This window comes from Flavobacterium sp. GSB-24, assembly GCF_027924665.1.
In the GTDB taxonomy this organism is placed as follows: Bacteria; Bacteroidota; Bacteroidia; order Flavobacteriales; family Flavobacteriaceae; genus Flavobacterium.
Genome location: NZ_AP027043.1, coordinates 1,318,582 through 1,334,792 on the forward strand (window position 1 = coordinate 1,318,582; position 16,211 = coordinate 1,334,792).

Genomic DNA, 16,211 nt, shown 5'->3' on the forward strand with positions numbered 1-16,211 from the left:
AAGGTATAAAAGATAAAAAGAAAATTCATTTATTTTTTGCTTATCCCTATTGATTTATTGCAAAAAACGCAGCAATTAATTTTAATCTCCAACAAAAAGAGAATATTTATATTTCTTATCGTTACTAGAAAAAGCATTATGTTATATTTGTATATGAAATAAATAGACGCAGAAGAGCGTTTATTTTTAAAACCTCTTTAAAACCAAACCACGATATGCGAATTATTTTTAGCTGCTTGTTTTTACTCACTTTTTTTAGCTCTTTTGCACAAGAAGAAGTTAAACCTGAAGTAAAACCAGTAATCAAAATTGATTCTTTATATCGAGAAGATCAGTTTTTCTTTTCGGTTACCTATAACATGTTTACAGATATTCCTGATAAGTTTAAACAGAATAAATTTTCTTTGGGACTTTCTGGAGGTTTTCTGCGCGATATGCCGGTTAACAAATCAAGAACAGTATCAATTGCTGCCGGTTTAGGATTAAGCTATCAAAATTATTATCAAAATCTAACCATTTTTCAAGATGGATCAGGTGCAATTGCTTATGGGGTAAATGATTACGGAGAATTTGTTTCAAATCGTTATAAACAATATTCTGTAGATCTTCCAATAGAATTTAGATGGAGAAATTCAACTTATGAAAGCACTAAATTCTGGCGTATTTATGGCGGTGTGAAATTGAGTTATGTTTTTTCGAGTGCATCAATTTTGGATGATGGAGAGAAAACCTATAAAATCAATAATAATCCCGATATCAACAAATTTCAATACGGACCTTATCTTGCCGCGGGATATAATACCTGGAACATATATATTTACTACGGTTTAAATCCGTTGTTTAATTCTGCCACTACTGGGGCTGGCGAAAAAATCAATTTGAAAACTTTAAATGCCGGATTGATCTTTTATATTTTATAACCACAGGTATAAAAATAAAAGCTGGGGCATAATTCCAATAAATAATCCAATTAATATTTCTCTTGATGTATGTGCATTCATCTCTAAACGGGATGAAGCCACAACTCCAGATAATAAAATAAGCAAAGCCGGCCAATATGGATTATGCATTTGCAGGTGAATGTTTAAGCCAATTACAAAAATGGCAAAACCACAAATAGCAACCATATGTAAACTTGCCTTTACTTTAAATAGTGTACTTACTAAAGCCAAAATTGTACTAAACAAGGCTCCCAGAAAAAAGAAATGAAGTTCAGGATAACGAATAATAACTATACTTCGTTTTACCAGTAAAATATACAAAAAGCACTGTAAAATTAGCGGAATGGTGCGTTCTGAAGTCTGGCTCAGCATGATCGATTTTACATGTCCAGTTGATCGCAGCAGTAAATAAAATAAAACAGGAACAACCACATTAATCACCAAAATCTGGATTAAAACAAAATATTTTTCCTGTGTGCTAAAAATGTCTCCTTTATAGAATAAATAAAACAATGTTGCATACAACGATATAAAAATGGGGTGTAATATATAGGAGAAAATAGGAAGTAACTTTTTCAAAACGCTCAAATTTGTGGTAATAAACAAATATACAGAAATATAAATAGCGAAGCTAAAACGCTTTATTTTTTAAGAAAATCACAACTCTTTTCTATCTTTAATATCTTAATTTTGAAAAAAAGATTTTCCTAAATGAGCCTAAATTTAAAAAGCCTAGTTTCAGTTCTTAATGCCAAATGGATTGGCTCTGATGAATCTATTTCTATAGATCATATTTCGATTGACAGCCGTTCACTCCAAAACGGACCTCAGACATTATTTTTTGCCTTGGCCGGCATAAACAATGATGCTCATTTATTTATTCCCGATTTAATAGAAAAAGGAGTGCAGAACTTTGTTGTGCAATATATTCCCAATAATTATTCTGGAAAAGCTAATTTTTTGGTTGTTGAAAATACGCTGGAAGCATTACAGAAATTTGCAGCATATTATAGAAATCTTTTTCATTTTCCAGTTATTGGATTAACGGGAAGTAACGGAAAAACGATAGTAAAAGAATGGCTTAATTTTTTACTAAGTCCAGAATACAATATTATCAGAAGTCCAAAAAGTTACAATTCGCAGGTTGGCGTGCCGCTTTCGGTAATTGCTATTAACGAAAAACACAATCTCGGAATTTTTGAAGCTGGAATTTCTACGGTTAACGAAATGGTTAATCTCGAAAAAATCATTAAACCTACAATTGGCGTGCTCACAAATATTGGAAGCGCGCACGATGAAGGCTTTTTAAATTTAGTGCAGAAGATTGATGAGAAATTGCTTTTATTTAAAGACTGCCCAGTTATTATTTATCAAAAAAATGAAGTTGTAGATTCTTGTTTGACACAATTTGCAGCCGAATATATGCTTCATCCTCGAAAACTTTTTTCATGGAGTTTTACCGATAAAACTGCTGATGTTTTTATTCTGAAAAAAGAAAGTAAAAACGATCACACCCAGATTCAATATCAATATCAAAATGAAATTTTTGATTTAGAAATTCCGTTCAGTGATTCGGCTTCTTTAGAAAACAGTATTTCTTGTTTATTGGTTTTATTGCATTTTAACTATGATCAGGCAGCGATTCAAAATCGAATCCAGATGCTTTATCCCGTTCGAATGCGCCTTGAAGTTAAGAATGGAATTAACAATTGCAGTATAATAGATGATAGTTACAGCTCCGATTTTCAATCGTTAAAAATCGCTTTAGATTTCTTGGAAAGCCAAAAAAAGAATGCTGCTAAAACAGTTATTTTGTCGGATATTTTTCAAAGCGGATTTTCCAATGAAGAACTATACTCAAAAGTTGCTGACTTAATTGCTTCTAATAAAATAAACCGTATAATTGGAATTGGAGAAACGATTAGCGCTTTCGCCTCTAAATTTTCAAACAGTACTATTTTTCCAACTAAAAATGACTTTATCGAGGCCATTGAAAGTTTAAATTTTGCCAATGAAACCATTTTAATAAAAGGAGCAAGGTCGTTTCATTTTGAAGAAATTGTTTCAATGCTTGAAGAGAAAACACACGAAACAGTTCTTGAAATTAATCTCGATGCAATCAGTCATAACTTTAATTACTACAAATCGAAACTGGCACCAAATGTGAAAATGATGGTAATGGTTAAGGCTTTTGGTTATGGAAACGGAGGTTTGGAAATCGCTAAATTATTAGAACATCATAAAGTAGATTATTTAGGTGTGGCTTTCGCCGATGAAGGGATTTTGTTGAAAAACGGTGGTATCAAACTGCCTATTATGGTTTTAAATCCAGAATCGACAAGTTTTCCATCTATTATACAATATCAGTTAGAACCTGAAATTTACAGCATAAAAGGGCTGAATGCCTTTTTGAAAATTGCCCGCGAAAAGAATCTAAAAGATTTTCCAATTCATATTAAAATTGATACTGGAATGCATCGTTTAGGTTTTGAAGACAATACGATCGACGAATTGATCGCTACTTTAAAAGGAAATTCAACAGTTCGTGTTCAAAGTGTTCTATCGCATTTGGCAACAAGCGATGAACCAAAACATTATGCATTTGTAAACCAACAAATCAACTTATTTGATAGACTGTCGTCAAAATTAATAAGCGAATTAAATATCAATCCGATTCGTCATATTTTAAACACTTCTGGAATTAGTAATTTCCCGAATGCGCAATACAATATGGTGCGTTTAGGAATTGGTTTGTATGGAGTTTCCAACGATCCATTAGAACAAAAATATTTGGAAAATGTTGGAACCTTAAAATCGATTATTTCACAGGTTAGAACTATTCCCGCTGGAGACAGCGTGGGTTACGGACGCCGTTTTATGGCCGAAAAAGAAACTAAAATTGCTACAATTCCAATTGGTTATGCGGACGGAATTGCCAGATTGTGGGGAAATGAAGTTGGTTTTGTTGTCATAAAAAATCAAAAAGCACCAATTGTTGGAAGTGTCTGTATGGATATGCTGATGGTAAACGTAACCGAAATAGATTGCAAAGAAGGCGATTCTGTAATTATTTTCGGCGAAAGCCCAACCGTTATTGAAATGGCAGCAGCTTTAAAAACAATTCCGTACGAGATTATGACGAGTATTTCGCAGCGCGTAAAACGGGTATTTTTCCGATAATCTTAAAAACTTTCAATAAAATTCCGTATTTTCGATATTCACTTATTATAAACACAAACACGTTAGATATGGGATTTTTTTCAGAATTTAAGGCATTTGCAATGAAAGGCAACGTAGTTGATCTTGCTGTTGCAGTAATTATTGGAGCGGCTTTTGGTAAAATTGTAAGTTCATTTATTGAAGATGTAATTACGCCTTTAGTATTAAAACCTGCTTTAGATGCAGCTCATTTGTCAAGAATAGAAGATTTAACAGCTTTTGGAGGTGTTAAGTACGGTTTGTTTCTTTCGGCAGTAATTAACTTTATTATTGTGGCTTTTGTTTTATTTCTGATAATTAAAGGATTAAACAGTCTTAAAAAGAAAGAAGAACCAGCTCCAAATCAACCTGCAGCACCAACTCAGGAAGAATTACTTACTCAAATTAGAGATTTGTTGAAAAACAAACAATAAGATATAATACCGCTACACTAAGTCTAACTTAACCGCCTTCTAAAGAGGCGGTTTTTTTACAAAATGTTTATTTTGTAACATTTTGTTATTTTTTGTGAATCACCTTGTTTAGACTTTTATTATACTTATTTTTGTCCTATAAAATTTGATTATTGAATTATTTAAAAATATAAAAATGAGAATTGCAGTTGTAGGTGCTACCGGAATGGTTGGCGAAGTAATGCTTAAAGTTTTAGCGGAAAGAAATTTTCCGGTTACAGAATTAATTCCTGTTGCTTCTGAAAGATCAGTAGGAAAAGAAATTGAATACAAAGGAACAAAATATAAAGTAGTAGGCTTACAAACAGCTGTCGATATGAAAGCGGATATTGCTGTTTTTTCTGCAGGTGGAGATACTTCATTAGAATGGGCTCCTAAATTTGCTGCAGCAGGAACAACTGTTATCGACAACTCGTCTGCTTGGAGAATGGATCCTACTAAAAAATTGGTAGTTCCAGAAATCAATGCTTCTGTATTGACAAAAGAAGATAAAATTATTGCAAACCCAAACTGCTCTACTATTCAAATGGTATTGGCTTTGGCTCCACTGCACAAAAAATACAACATTAAAAGAATCATTGTTTCTACTTACCAATCGATCACTGGAACTGGTGTAAAAGCGGTAAAACAACTAGAAAATGAGTACGCAGGAATTCAAGGTGATATGGCTTACAAATATCCAATTCACAGAAACGCGATTCCACACTGCGATAGTTTTGAAGAAAACGGATACACTAAAGAAGAAATGAAATTAGTTCGTGAAACTCAAAAAATTCTTGGTGATAATACAATTAGAGTTACAGCTACTGCAGTTCGTGTGCCAGTTGTAGGCGGACATAGCGAAGCGGTAAACGTTGAGTTTACAAATGACTTTGATGTAAATGAAGTTCGCGAAATCCTACACCATACAGATGGAGTAGTGGTTCAGGATAATTTAGATACCTTTACTTACCCAATGCCATTATATGCAGAAGGTAAAAATGATGTTTTTGTTGGAAGAATCCGTCGTGACGAAAGCCAGCCAAACACATTAAACATGTGGATCGTTGCTGACAACTTAAGAAAAGGTGCTGCAACAAACACGATTCAAATCGCTGAATATTTAATTCAAGCAGGTTTGGTATAATCTGAGAGATTAAAGAAAATTGTTATAAAGAGAAAGCCGTAATTGCAAAATTGTAATTACGGCTTTTTTGATTTTATAAATGGCTTATTCTGTTTGCTTTATGGCTTTTTTAGGTGATTTAATAATTTGAGGAAAGTATTTTTGCCAAGTTAAAATTATAAAAATATGGACAGATCTAAAATAAAACAGAAGCTTATCGATTTTACCACTACTGGAGTACAGGAGTTTTTATCACAAAATCCAGATCTTGAATTTTATGCTTTCGCCTACTCTTGTAATGCTGAAGATGCGCAAGTAAATTTATGTTTCAATACCATCCAGGATTTTGAAAAAACTCTTAATCGTTATAAAAATGGCAGATATAGTGAGTATTATAGATTAGATGAAGCTGTTAAAGGTCTAAAGTATAATATAGGTGATTGGGAATATATGTGTTTTGATACAATTAATGTTTTGTCAGAAGAAGAATTGAACAAAATATTTAATGATTTACCAGATGATGACTATAAATCTTGGAAACTCTTTGTTGAAGAATTAATGGAACTTTTTTGTGAATGTTTACTTGAATTTAGAGAGTCAGAAATTTATAAAACTATACCTAAAAATGAAAATTTTGTATCCTTTTCTATTGATCATGATGAAGATTTTGAAGATGCTGAACAAAGAATGTTACGAGTTGAGAATAAAAAAAGTGATAGTAAATAGATAAATTGTTATAAAGAGAAAGCCGTAATTGCAAGATTGTAATTACGGCTTTTTTGAATTCTATAGGATTGTTTTTTTGTTATCTAGTGTTTAAAAATTACTTTTGTAAATAGAGTTAAATTAAGTTTTATGGCATTTCCAGTCGATCTAAAATATATAATTGAAACGGAAGAAGAATTAGGAGTAAGCTTTCCTACTTTGTTCAAAGAAAAAATGACAGCAGAAAATGGAGGTGAAGCTATAACCGAAAACGATAATTGGAATCTTTACCCGTTTTTTGATAAGAGCGATAAGAAGAGAATAAGCAGAACTTGTAATCATATTATTTTAGAAACCAAACAAGCTAAAGAATGGGATAATTTTCCAGTAAATGCGATCGCTATTGCAGGAAATGGTTGTGGTGATTACTTAATTCTTATTCCTTTAGATAACAATAAAAAATTAAGTGAACGTATTTATATATGGTATCATGAAACTGGAGATTATGAACAAGTTGCAGAAAATATAAAAGCATTAATGGAATCTTAGCCAGCTATTTAAATTTGTTTAATAAAAAAATATTATAAAGAAAAAGCCGTAATTGCAAGATTGTAATTACGGCTTTTTTAATTTAAGTTGAAATTATTTCTTTTTCATTAATTCTTCACCACATTCTTTACCAATTTTTTGAACCAAATCACCATTTTTTGGATTTTGTAAATCAGCTGGACCTAAATTTTGTTCTTTTAATTTTGTAAAAAAACAATCTGCAATAAAGGAAACATCTTGTGCTTTTGCACCTGTGCTAAGCAAAGTCTTTTTTAAACTGCTTTTAAAAGTTTGTTCGGTTTCAGGATTCCAGCTATTTTGGGTTGTAGATTTAAATTTAGAAAGTGCTTCTTGCAAACATTGCGCTCCCATTTGTCTTACAGACATTACAACTCCAGGTTTTTTAATATCGTTTGGTTTTAAATTATCCGCTTTAATTTTATCAAAAACACAATCTGCAATATAAGTTGCTTGTTCATCTGAAAACATTCCTTTTCCTTTAGTTTTTGCAGTTTCTATAAACTGTTTTTTAAAATCAGCTTCTTTCTCTGGTGTCCATTCGTTTTTGTTGCATGAAAATAAAGTAACTGTCAATAATGTAATGCCGATAAAGCTTAAAATTCCTTTCATTTTGGTCATTGTTGTTAATTATAAATGATTTAAAAAGAGCTTAAGAAGATTTTTGTTGCTCTAATTTTTCGCAAAAGTAATTTTTAAGAAAGGACTGTTTGGTCTTTAAAAGACATAATAGTGTTATAAAAAGACAAATATATTTCGAAATAAAACCTTATAATATTATAATTATGTCTTTAGGGATCACTGCAAAGGTGTTAATAGTATTTGTTTTGCAGAAAGTATAAGTTTTGAAACTAAAACTATCAAATTACGGATATAGCATTATTATAAAAATATGGAAATAAATTTTACCCTAACAGAAAACGACTTTTTACAACAACAACTCTATCTAGCATCAAAAAGTAAACTAATTAAAAAACAAAAAAAATTAGCTAGAGTATTTGTGACACTAATACTGTTGCTAATAGGATTTTTGTTTTATTTGAATAAATGTTTAGTTGAGGCTTGTTACTTTACGAGTGCTGGAATTGTTTGTTTTTTTATTTTTCCAATATATTTAAAACATTATTATCAAAGACTTTTTAAAAAATATGTAAATGAAAATCTTAAAGAGAGAGTTGGTATTGTATCAAGTATAATATTTAAAGAAGATTTATTTGAAACTACTAGTGAGAATATTGGAAAAGCAGAATTGAATTTTTCTTCATTTGAGAATATAATTGAAATTGCAGATTATTTTTTTATTACTTTTAAAGCATCTGGAAACTTGATGATTCCTAAAGATAAAATTGAGAATGTTGAAAATCTAAGAAATAAATTAAAAACAATTGCTGAAAAACAACAAATTGATTTCCTCTCAGAACTAGATTGGAAGTGGAAATAAAACCTTGATTTTTATCAAACAGAAAACTTAAATTCATTTTTTTAACTCATAATGATGGGATTAGATTTACATCTTTTTTCAATTCCAGGAAAAGCTGATTTTGTTATTGAGAAAGCAAAATCAAACTTGTCGTATGCTATAGATTTTGATAAAATTTTAGATGTTAAAACTTTAAGGCTTCATTTAAAAATGATCCAGAAAAATTCAGATGTAAATACTGAAAATAGATTAGAAGAATTAATAGAGGACTCGATTAAGGTCGTGTATTTTTATCCAAATCAAAATATTGAAAATTATAACTTTTATAGTCGGACACGAGGCTACGATACCATTAATTATCTCTTAAAACATTATTTAAAGGATAAAAACAAAATTAAGGTCTCAGAGATTTTCTATTCAGGAATTATGATTGAAAATGATTCGCAATTTGTAAGATTTGAGTATATAAATCAGGAAAAAGTGAACGAAATTTATAATCTTCTAAAATGTGTTGAATTTGATGAGCTTATTAAATATTATAATCTAGAAGAAATGCAGAATATAGTTTATAAACTAATACATCCTGATAAATTTGTTTATTTGAAAGAAGAATTCAACGAACTTAAAAGATTTTACGAAGAAGCAGAAAAGCTTAATGCTTTTGTTGTTGTAAAAATTTCATAAAAAAAGCGAGAACTTTTAAATTCTCGCTTTTTTTTATTTTTAATATTCCGGAGCCAGTTCTAATTCCAGTCCTTCTAATTCTGTAGTAATTGGAATCTGACAGCCTAAACGACTATTAGATTTAACATAAAATGCTTCCGAAAGCATGGCTTCTTCTTCATCTCCCATTTCTGGTAATGCAACATCATTTAGAACATAACATTGGCAGGATGCACACATGGCCATTCCGCCACAGGTTCCTTCAACAGGAAGTTCGTATGCTTTGCATAACTCCATTATATTCATTGCCATATCAGTTGGAGCTTGTAATTCGTGTATAACTCCTTCTCGATCCTTAATCTTTATTAATACATCCATTTTTAATTATTGGAATTTTATTGTAGAATTTGAAAACGTGTTCAAATTCCTTATTAATTTTAACTTTTTTCTTTTAAGCTAAAAGCATATTCTTTTCGATTACTGTCTTTAAGGCGCATTTTTACACCAATAATATTGCCTCCTTTTTCTAATATCGTGACAACTGAAATAACAGAATAATAATCCTTATCTGATTGAAATATTAATGTTCCCTCGTAAGTAGAATTTAATATTCCTTGTTTGTCTGTCTGAGCACTAAGTTTTCTTGGGTGCGCGAATTCGGCAGAGCTGTAAGTTGCTTTATTTGAGAATTTAGCTTTTCCTTCGCAAAGGTCATATAAAAAATCATAATTGCCAATTCTCAAGGTACCTTCTTCATTTGTTCCTTTGGTAGAAAAAATAATCTGTCCCGAATATTGAAAGTCAGACCATTCTTCAGATTCATTTACCCATGCTTTGTCGGCAAAAAGCGTTTGACTCTGTTGAGCATAATTTACAGCGCTTGTAAACAATAATATAAAAAGAGCGTAGTATTTTCTCATAAGTTTAGATTTTAGGGTTATGTTTACAAATTTAAATTAAAATGTAACAAATCTCTAACTAAAACTCTTAAAACTTTGAGTTTTTTTTTGTGAATGTCGCAAAAACCATTGCTTTTTGAAGGTTTTTTTAGTATTTTTTTAAACAAATCATAATAAGACTTATTATTCTTGTTAATTATAAAACTTTACTTTCAAAAAAAATGAATTTTTTGTTACATAATATTTACCACCGTTTCTATTTGTGGCGCATATTTTTTTATCGTTGTTTCAACACCTGCTTTCAACGTCATTTGATTTACGCTGCAGCTAATACAAGCTCCTTCCAGGCGAACTTTTACATGTTTATCGTCTTCAATAGAAATTAATGAAATGTCTCCTCCATCAGATTTCAAGAATGGCCTAATCTCATCTAAAGCCAATAAAACATTATTTGTTAATTCTTCTGTTGTCATAATATTTAATGTGTCAATTAAATAATGTGCCAATGAGATAATGTGTTAATTAGATAATTTTAAAATTATCCTAAATTACTTTAAATCATTATCTCATTGCCTCATTGTCTAAATTATCTAATTCTTTTTTACTGCTGAGCAGCCAGCCATAGTTGTAATCTTGATAGCTTCTGTTGCTGGTAAACTTTCGTTTCTGTTTACTGTTTGCTGTACAACGTTACGTGTAATTTCTTCAAATACTTTTTCTATAGGAGAAGCTGTTTGCAATGCTGCTGGGCGACCGTAATCTCCCGCTTCACGAATAGATTGTACAATAGGAACTTCTCCTAAAAATGGTACATCTAAGTCTGCAGCAAGGTTTTTAGCACCTTCTTGTCCAAAGATGTAATATTTATTGTCAGGTAATTCTTCTGGTGTAAAGTACGCCATATTTTCAATAATTCCCAAAACAGGAACATTAATATTATCCTGCATAAACATTGCAACTCCTTTTTTAGCATCTGCTAAAGCTACAGCTTGTGGAGTACTTACTACAACAGCTCCAGTAATTGGTAAAGACTGCATGATAGATAAGTGAATGTCTCCAGTTCCTGGAGGTAAATCAAGAAGCATAAAATCTAATTCTCCCCAGTCTGCATCAAAAATCATTTGATTTAATGCTTTTGCTGCCATTGGACCTCTCCAAATTACAGCCTGACTTGGAGCCGTAAAAAATCCGATTGAAAGCATTTTGATTTCATAACTTTCAATAGGTTTCATTTTTGATTTTCCGTCAACAGTAATAGAAACTGGTTTTTCGTTTTCAACGTCGAACATAATCGGCATCGAAGGACCGTAAATGTCGGCATCGAGAACACCAACCTTAAATCCCATTTTTGCAAGTGTAACAGCAAGATTTGCAGTTACAGTAGATTTTCCTACTCCTCCTTTACCAGAAGCAACTGCAATGATATTTTTGATTCCAGGAATAGCACGGCCTTTGATTTCAGGCTTCTCTGGAGATTCTACTTTAATATTTACTTTTACTTTAGCATCAGGCGATATTAACTCGTGAATAGTCTTTTTAATATCATCTTCAGCTCTTTTTTTAATGTGCATAGCAGGCGTGTGCAGTACTAAATCTACCACAGCTTCGTCACCAAAAGTAATAACATTGGTTACAGCGCCGCTTTCAACCATATTTTTTCCTTCTCCAGCAATAGTAATGGTTTCTAAAGCCTTAAGAATTTCTTTTCTATCTAATTTCATTGTAATGGGCTATTTTTCTATTGTATGAAGTCGGTTTAAATATTATGTTTATTTAAACTGATTTCAGGGTGCAAAGATAACAGATTAAGTTCGGAATTAAGCGATTTTGAATTGTAATTATTGATAGAGAGATTATTCAAAATTATTATGTAGTCCTTTAAAGCGTTTTTTATATTGAAGAAATTAGAGTAAAAGATTTAATATCAAAATTATTGCAGCTTTCAAATTAAGCTGAAATTGTAGTTTTTGTATAAATTTTCTGCTTTTTTAAATTAGAATCTCATAAATCTTCGCTATATTTGATTGCCCAAATCGATAATTTCCAGTTAATAAAAAAGTATGTGAAAACTAGTTTTTTAAGTAATGTCTATTGGGTTTTCGATATTTTTTACAAAAGTTATTTCTATCATTTAAACTTTAAAAATATGCGAAATTTTACTTTTTCAACAATCGTTCTTGCGATTTGCTTTTTTGCATTTTCATTTAAGTCATTTTCAGGCCAAAAAAGCAAAGAAGCTTCAGCAAATTATAAATATGCTTCAATCATAACTATAGATGCGGCATCTATAAATGCTTTTTTTAAAAAATATCCCAAACTGAAAAAATATCAAAAAGATGTAGAGGATATCTACAAAAACAAACAATACAAATCTATTTGGTATGATGATAAAAGCATAACCGAATTTGGTGCATTACTGTATCAAAAAGTAAATGTGCTGAAAGACCAGGGAATAAATAATGAAATGCCTTATAAAGAAGTAATCGATCAAGCATTTAATGAAAGTGATAATATCACCCCTCCGCAAATAGATGCAGAATTGCTCCTTACAAATATGTATATTTTTTATGCCAGTAATGTTTACTCTGGTGTAGATCCTGCGACTTTAAAGAAAATTGGCTGGTACTTACCGGCTAAAACTATTTCGTATTCCAGAATTCTAGATTCGCTGATTGTCGACACAAATCGATTAAATGAAGACGATTATTTATTGTTTAGCCAATATTATAAGCTGAAAGATGCCTTAAAAAAATACAGAAAAATAGAAACTGATAATCTTTGGCAGAAGATAACAATTGATAGTGTAAACTTTAAAGAATTGAGACCAGATGATAAGGGTATTGCTATTCAGCAAATTAGAAATCGCTTATTTGTTGTGGGAGATTTAAAGCAGGATTCTAAAAGTGATGTTTATGATGAAGAGCTGATGGCCGGCATACTGAACTATAAAAAGCGTTACAATTTAAAATTAAACTATGTTATAACGAGAGATCATATCAACCAAATGAATGAACCGATCAGCAAAAGAATTAAAACTATAATGCTGAATATGGAAAGATGCAGATGGATTCCGACCAAATTGGCCAGAGCGAATGAATATGTAATGGTCAATATTCCGTCATTTAGAATGTTTTATGTAAAAGATGGAAAATACGAACTCGTCTCTGATATCTTCGTTGGTAATAGATTGAGCGAAACTGTAATTTTTAGCGGTACTATGGACCGAATCGTATTTAGTCCCTACTGGTATGTTCCGAACAGCATTATTCAAAACGAATTAAAACTCCAGATGGCAAACGATAAAAACTATTTGGCAGATCATAATATGGAATGGAATGGCGGGAAAGTGAGACAAAAACCTGGACCTAAAAACTCTTTAGGACTGGTAAAATTTATGTTTCCGAATCCGAATGATATTTACATGCATGATACACCTGCAAAAAGTTTGTTCGAGTTTGAAAATCGTACGTTTAGTCACGGCTGTATTAATGTAAAAGAAGCAAGAGCATTAGCATTGGCAATTTTAAAAGATGATCCAGACTGGCCGGTAGATAAAATTGATAAAGCAATGAGCGGTGAAAAAGAAACAACCTGCATGCTTAAAAATAAAATTCCAGTTTATATTGGATATTTTACAGCTTGGGTTCAGGATGATGGCGAAATAAATTTTTTCCCAGATGTGTACAGCAGAGATGAAAGTTTAGATAAACTGCTTTATTCTGATTCGGTAAGTATGAAGTAATTGAAATAAAAACCCGGCAGATTTCTTGGGAATCTGCCGGGTTCTAAAAAAAATGGGTCTACAAGCTTATTCGTATTTTAAATATTTTAAAACATCTATTTTAGTTACTTGGAAAGCTTTTGTTAGAACAATTAATAAAGTTAAAAACAAAAGAGAAATCAGTGCAATGCCAAAAGGAACAGTTGATATTCCGATTCTAAAAGCAAAATCTTCAAGCCATTTTTGCAATAAAATGTAGGCAGGAACAATTCCGATTCCAAATCCTATTAGACAAAAAAGAATATATTGTTTTGACAATTCTTTTAAAAGAGCATCTGTTTCTGCTCCTAAAGTTTTTCTAATAGCGATTTCTTTCAATCTTCTCTCCATCGAAAATGATGCCAAAGCAAACAATCCGAAGATCGCAATGATGATTACTACTAAATTTAAGATAAAAAAGAGGTTTTTTTGTTTTACTTGTTCCTCATAAGTTTTCGCGAATCCTTTATTAACGAATTCATAATCAAACGGATAATCAGGGTTAATATTAGCTTCCCAATATGTTTTTAATTTTGATAATGTTTCACTCAAATTATTTGGAGAAACTTTTACATAAACATTTTGAAAATTATTCCATTTTAGAGTTTTCATGTTGATAAAAACCATTGGCGGCACCTTATTTTGTAAACCTGTAATATGGAAATCTTTTACAACACCTACAATCTTAAATTTTAAAGTTCCTTTTTCGGTGCCCCAGCCCGAAGTGATAACGGTATTTATAGGGTTTTTAAGCATTAATTCTTTCGCTAAGGTTTCATTTATCAGCCAGTTGTCTATGGTGTCTGAAGCAAATTTTGGCGATAAATTACGGCCTTCTACAATTTTAATTTTCATCATTTCCAAAAAGCCAAAATCCATTTCGACATTTCTTGGCTGTACAAAAATGCCATTATGAGTAAAACCAGAACTAGAATTCGTACTGTTTCCAAAAGTTCCTGCAAAAGTAGAGACTTCTTGAACGCCAGGCATTTTAAGAATTTCTTGTTTTGTGGTTTCGTATTTTTGACCTTTTTTGCTGTAATCCTGATAATTAAACGGAATACGAATTACTTGATTACCGCTAAAACCAAGATCTTTATTCATCATGTAATCAACCTGAGAATTTACAATTAAAGCACCGATAATGAAAAATGCTGCAATTCCGAATTGAAAAATAAGCATCGAATTTCGAATCCAGATGCCGCTTTTACTTCTAGAAAAATTACCTTTTAAAACTTTTAGGGTTTCGAAATTTGAGATATAAATGGCAGGGAAAATACCCGCAAGAATGATTACTAATCCAAATATTAAAATGAGCTGCAGGTAAAATTCACTGCCATTCATAGTCAAAGTTTTTCTTAAAAAAGTATTGTAATACGGTAGAGAAAGTTCTACGATTGCCAGCGCAAACAAAATCGCCAGTGTTACAATTATTGCTGTTTCGAATATAAACTGTGCAACAATCTGGTTTTTTGAAGCTCCCACAATTTTGCGGACACCAACTTCTTTAGCACGTTTTATAGCAGATGCAGTCGCTAGATTAATGTAATTTACCAATGATAAAACTAAAATTAAAAGAGATAAACCTGCCATAATATACAAAAGCTGCAAATTTCCTTTCCCTTCTGGAGATGCTGAACCTGAAGATTTTGTGCCATGCAAGTAGCGTGTTTTCAGCTGGTCAAGTATAACTTTGACTTCGCCATTCTCTTTTATGTACTGCTCAACAGTTTGGCCGCTTGCTTTAGCATCTTTTAAAGTTCTGTTTACAAAATTTACGTTTTGCATTTTCTTTAAAACCGTTGCAACGTCAACACCTTTTTTGGTTTTAATCATCAAACCATAACTAAAATTCCCCCATTGATTAAGATCGTTTTCACGCAAAATCCCTCCAAAAACATAATTAGGTTCAACAGATGAAGGTTTTACAATGCGATAAACAGATTTTACAGTATAAGACTTATCGTCATAAGTAATAGATTTTCCTATCGGATCTTCATCTCCAAAAAGCAGTTTCGCCTGTTCTTCTGAAATAGCTGCACTGTTTTTTTCTTTCAGAATATCTTTTTTGGCACCTTTGATTATTGGGAAAGGATAAAAATCAAAAAAGTTATTATCGGTTACGGTTATCTTTTTATCAATTACTTTCTTATTCTGATATTTGATTACAGCTTCGCTGTACCAATCGTTTAAGAAACAAATTTGCTCAATCTCAGGAATTGTAGTTTTGCAAGTTTGTCCAAAAGGAATTGAACTTGTGGTCCAAGTGTCTCCAGTTGCGCCTATTTTGTTAAGTACCTGATAGACATTTTCTTTTTCAGGATTCCATTGATCGTATGCGTGTTCATTGTTCCAGTATAAAATGGCGAAAATGACACCAGAAATTCCGATACTTAATCCTAAAACATTTAAGAACGAAAACAATTTGCTTTGTCTTAAATGATAAACAAATATTTTAAACCAGTTGAAAATCATTTTGA

16 protein-coding genes are annotated in these 16,211 nt (G+C 31.4%); 9 read left to right on the forward strand and 7 right to left on the reverse strand.

The window, feature by feature from the left end; all coding sequences use genetic code 11:
• Positions 1–215 precede the first annotated feature (215 nt).
• On the forward strand, positions 216–920 hold the full coding sequence (locus tag QMG60_RS05960) for a porin family protein (RefSeq protein WP_057115855.1): 705 nt from the start codon (positions 216–218) through the stop codon (positions 918–920).
• Here the strand turns inward: QMG60_RS05960 and QMG60_RS05965 are convergent.
• Positions 915–1,520 (reverse strand): hypothetical protein, encoded by a 606-nt coding sequence (locus QMG60_RS05965; RefSeq protein WP_057115999.1) that lies wholly within the window; start codon positions 1,518–1,520, stop codon positions 915–917. The genes QMG60_RS05960 and QMG60_RS05965 overlap by 6 nt on opposite strands.
• A gap of 132 nt (positions 1,521–1,652) precedes the next feature.
• Here QMG60_RS05965 and QMG60_RS05970 point away from each other — a divergent pair, with 132 nt between their 5' ends.
• From QMG60_RS05970 to QMG60_RS05990, 5 genes are all read left to right on the forward strand, one after another.
• Positions 1,653–4,121, forward strand: coding sequence for a bifunctional UDP-N-acetylmuramoyl-tripeptide:D-alanyl-D-alanine ligase/alanine racemase (locus tag QMG60_RS05970; RefSeq protein ID WP_281867196.1), 2,469 nt, complete (start codon positions 1,653–1,655; stop codon positions 4,119–4,121).
• A 68-nt stretch (positions 4,122–4,189) separates the two neighbouring features.
• Entirely contained in the window at positions 4,190–4,573 is a 384-nt protein-coding gene (gene mscL, locus QMG60_RS05975) for a large conductance mechanosensitive channel protein MscL (protein ID WP_281867197.1), read from the forward strand.
• A gap of 175 nt (positions 4,574–4,748) precedes the next feature.
• On the forward strand, positions 4,749–5,738 hold the full coding sequence (locus tag QMG60_RS05980) for an aspartate-semialdehyde dehydrogenase (RefSeq protein ID WP_057115858.1): 990 nt from the start codon (positions 4,749–4,751) through the stop codon (positions 5,736–5,738).
• Positions 5,739–5,903: 165 nt separating this feature from the next.
• Positions 5,904–6,443: a DUF4303 domain-containing protein gene (locus tag QMG60_RS05985; RefSeq protein ID WP_281867198.1), complete on the forward strand. Its 540-nt coding sequence runs from the start codon at positions 5,904–5,906 to the stop codon at positions 6,441–6,443.
• A 129-nt stretch (positions 6,444–6,572) separates the two neighbouring features.
• Complete coding sequence (locus QMG60_RS05990; RefSeq protein WP_281867199.1) at positions 6,573–6,971, forward strand: SMI1/KNR4 family protein; 399 nt, start codon at positions 6,573–6,575, stop codon at positions 6,969–6,971.
• A gap of 93 nt (positions 6,972–7,064) precedes the next feature.
• On the opposite strand, the gene QMG60_RS05995 is transcribed toward QMG60_RS05990, so the two are convergent.
• The gene (locus tag QMG60_RS05995; RefSeq protein WP_281867200.1) at positions 7,065–7,601 is read right to left on the reverse strand and encodes a hypothetical protein; all 537 of its coding nucleotides are present in this window, start codon (positions 7,599–7,601) and stop codon (positions 7,065–7,067) included.
• 280 nt (positions 7,602–7,881) lie between these two features.
• Here QMG60_RS05995 and QMG60_RS06000 point away from each other — a divergent pair, with 280 nt between their 5' ends.
• Both QMG60_RS06000 and QMG60_RS06005 read left to right on the forward strand, forming a co-directional pair.
• The gene (locus tag QMG60_RS06000; protein ID WP_281867201.1) at positions 7,882–8,430 is read left to right on the forward strand and encodes a hypothetical protein; all 549 of its coding nucleotides are present in this window, start codon (positions 7,882–7,884) and stop codon (positions 8,428–8,430) included.
• 54 nt (positions 8,431–8,484) lie between these two features.
• On the forward strand, positions 8,485–9,093 hold the full coding sequence (locus tag QMG60_RS06005) for a DUF1877 family protein (protein WP_057115866.1): 609 nt from the start codon (positions 8,485–8,487) through the stop codon (positions 9,091–9,093).
• 39 nt (positions 9,094–9,132) lie between these two features.
• On the opposite strand, the gene QMG60_RS06010 is transcribed toward QMG60_RS06005, so the two are convergent.
• The 4 genes from QMG60_RS06010 to QMG60_RS06025 form a co-directional block, all read right to left on the reverse strand.
• Positions 9,133–9,450, reverse strand: coding sequence for a 2Fe-2S iron-sulfur cluster-binding protein (locus QMG60_RS06010; protein WP_026982672.1), 318 nt, complete (start codon positions 9,448–9,450; stop codon positions 9,133–9,135).
• 59 nt (positions 9,451–9,509) lie between these two features.
• Positions 9,510–9,992: a hypothetical protein gene (locus QMG60_RS06015; protein WP_057115869.1), complete on the reverse strand. Its 483-nt coding sequence runs from the start codon at positions 9,990–9,992 to the stop codon at positions 9,510–9,512.
• Positions 9,993–10,204: 212 nt separating this feature from the next.
• Complete coding sequence (locus tag QMG60_RS06020; protein ID WP_057116000.1) at positions 10,205–10,444, reverse strand: NifU family protein; 240 nt, start codon at positions 10,442–10,444, stop codon at positions 10,205–10,207.
• Between the two features lie 117 nt (positions 10,445–10,561).
• Positions 10,562–11,692 carry an Mrp/NBP35 family ATP-binding protein gene (locus tag QMG60_RS06025; protein ID WP_057115871.1) on the reverse strand — a complete coding sequence of 377 codons (1,131 nt, stop codon included), beginning with the start codon at positions 11,690–11,692 and terminating at the stop codon, positions 10,562–10,564.
• A 425-nt stretch (positions 11,693–12,117) separates the two neighbouring features.
• On the opposite strand from QMG60_RS06025, the gene QMG60_RS06030 reads away from it, so the two are divergent.
• Complete coding sequence (locus QMG60_RS06030; RefSeq protein ID WP_281867202.1) at positions 12,118–13,713, forward strand: L,D-transpeptidase family protein; 1,596 nt, start codon at positions 12,118–12,120, stop codon at positions 13,711–13,713.
• Between the two features lie 66 nt (positions 13,714–13,779).
• Here QMG60_RS06030 and QMG60_RS06035 read toward each other — a convergent pair whose 3' ends face one another.
• Positions 13,780–16,206 (reverse strand): ABC transporter permease, encoded by a 2,427-nt coding sequence (locus QMG60_RS06035; RefSeq protein WP_281867203.1) that lies wholly within the window; start codon positions 16,204–16,206, stop codon positions 13,780–13,782.
• Positions 16,207–16,211: the final 5 nt, after the last annotated feature.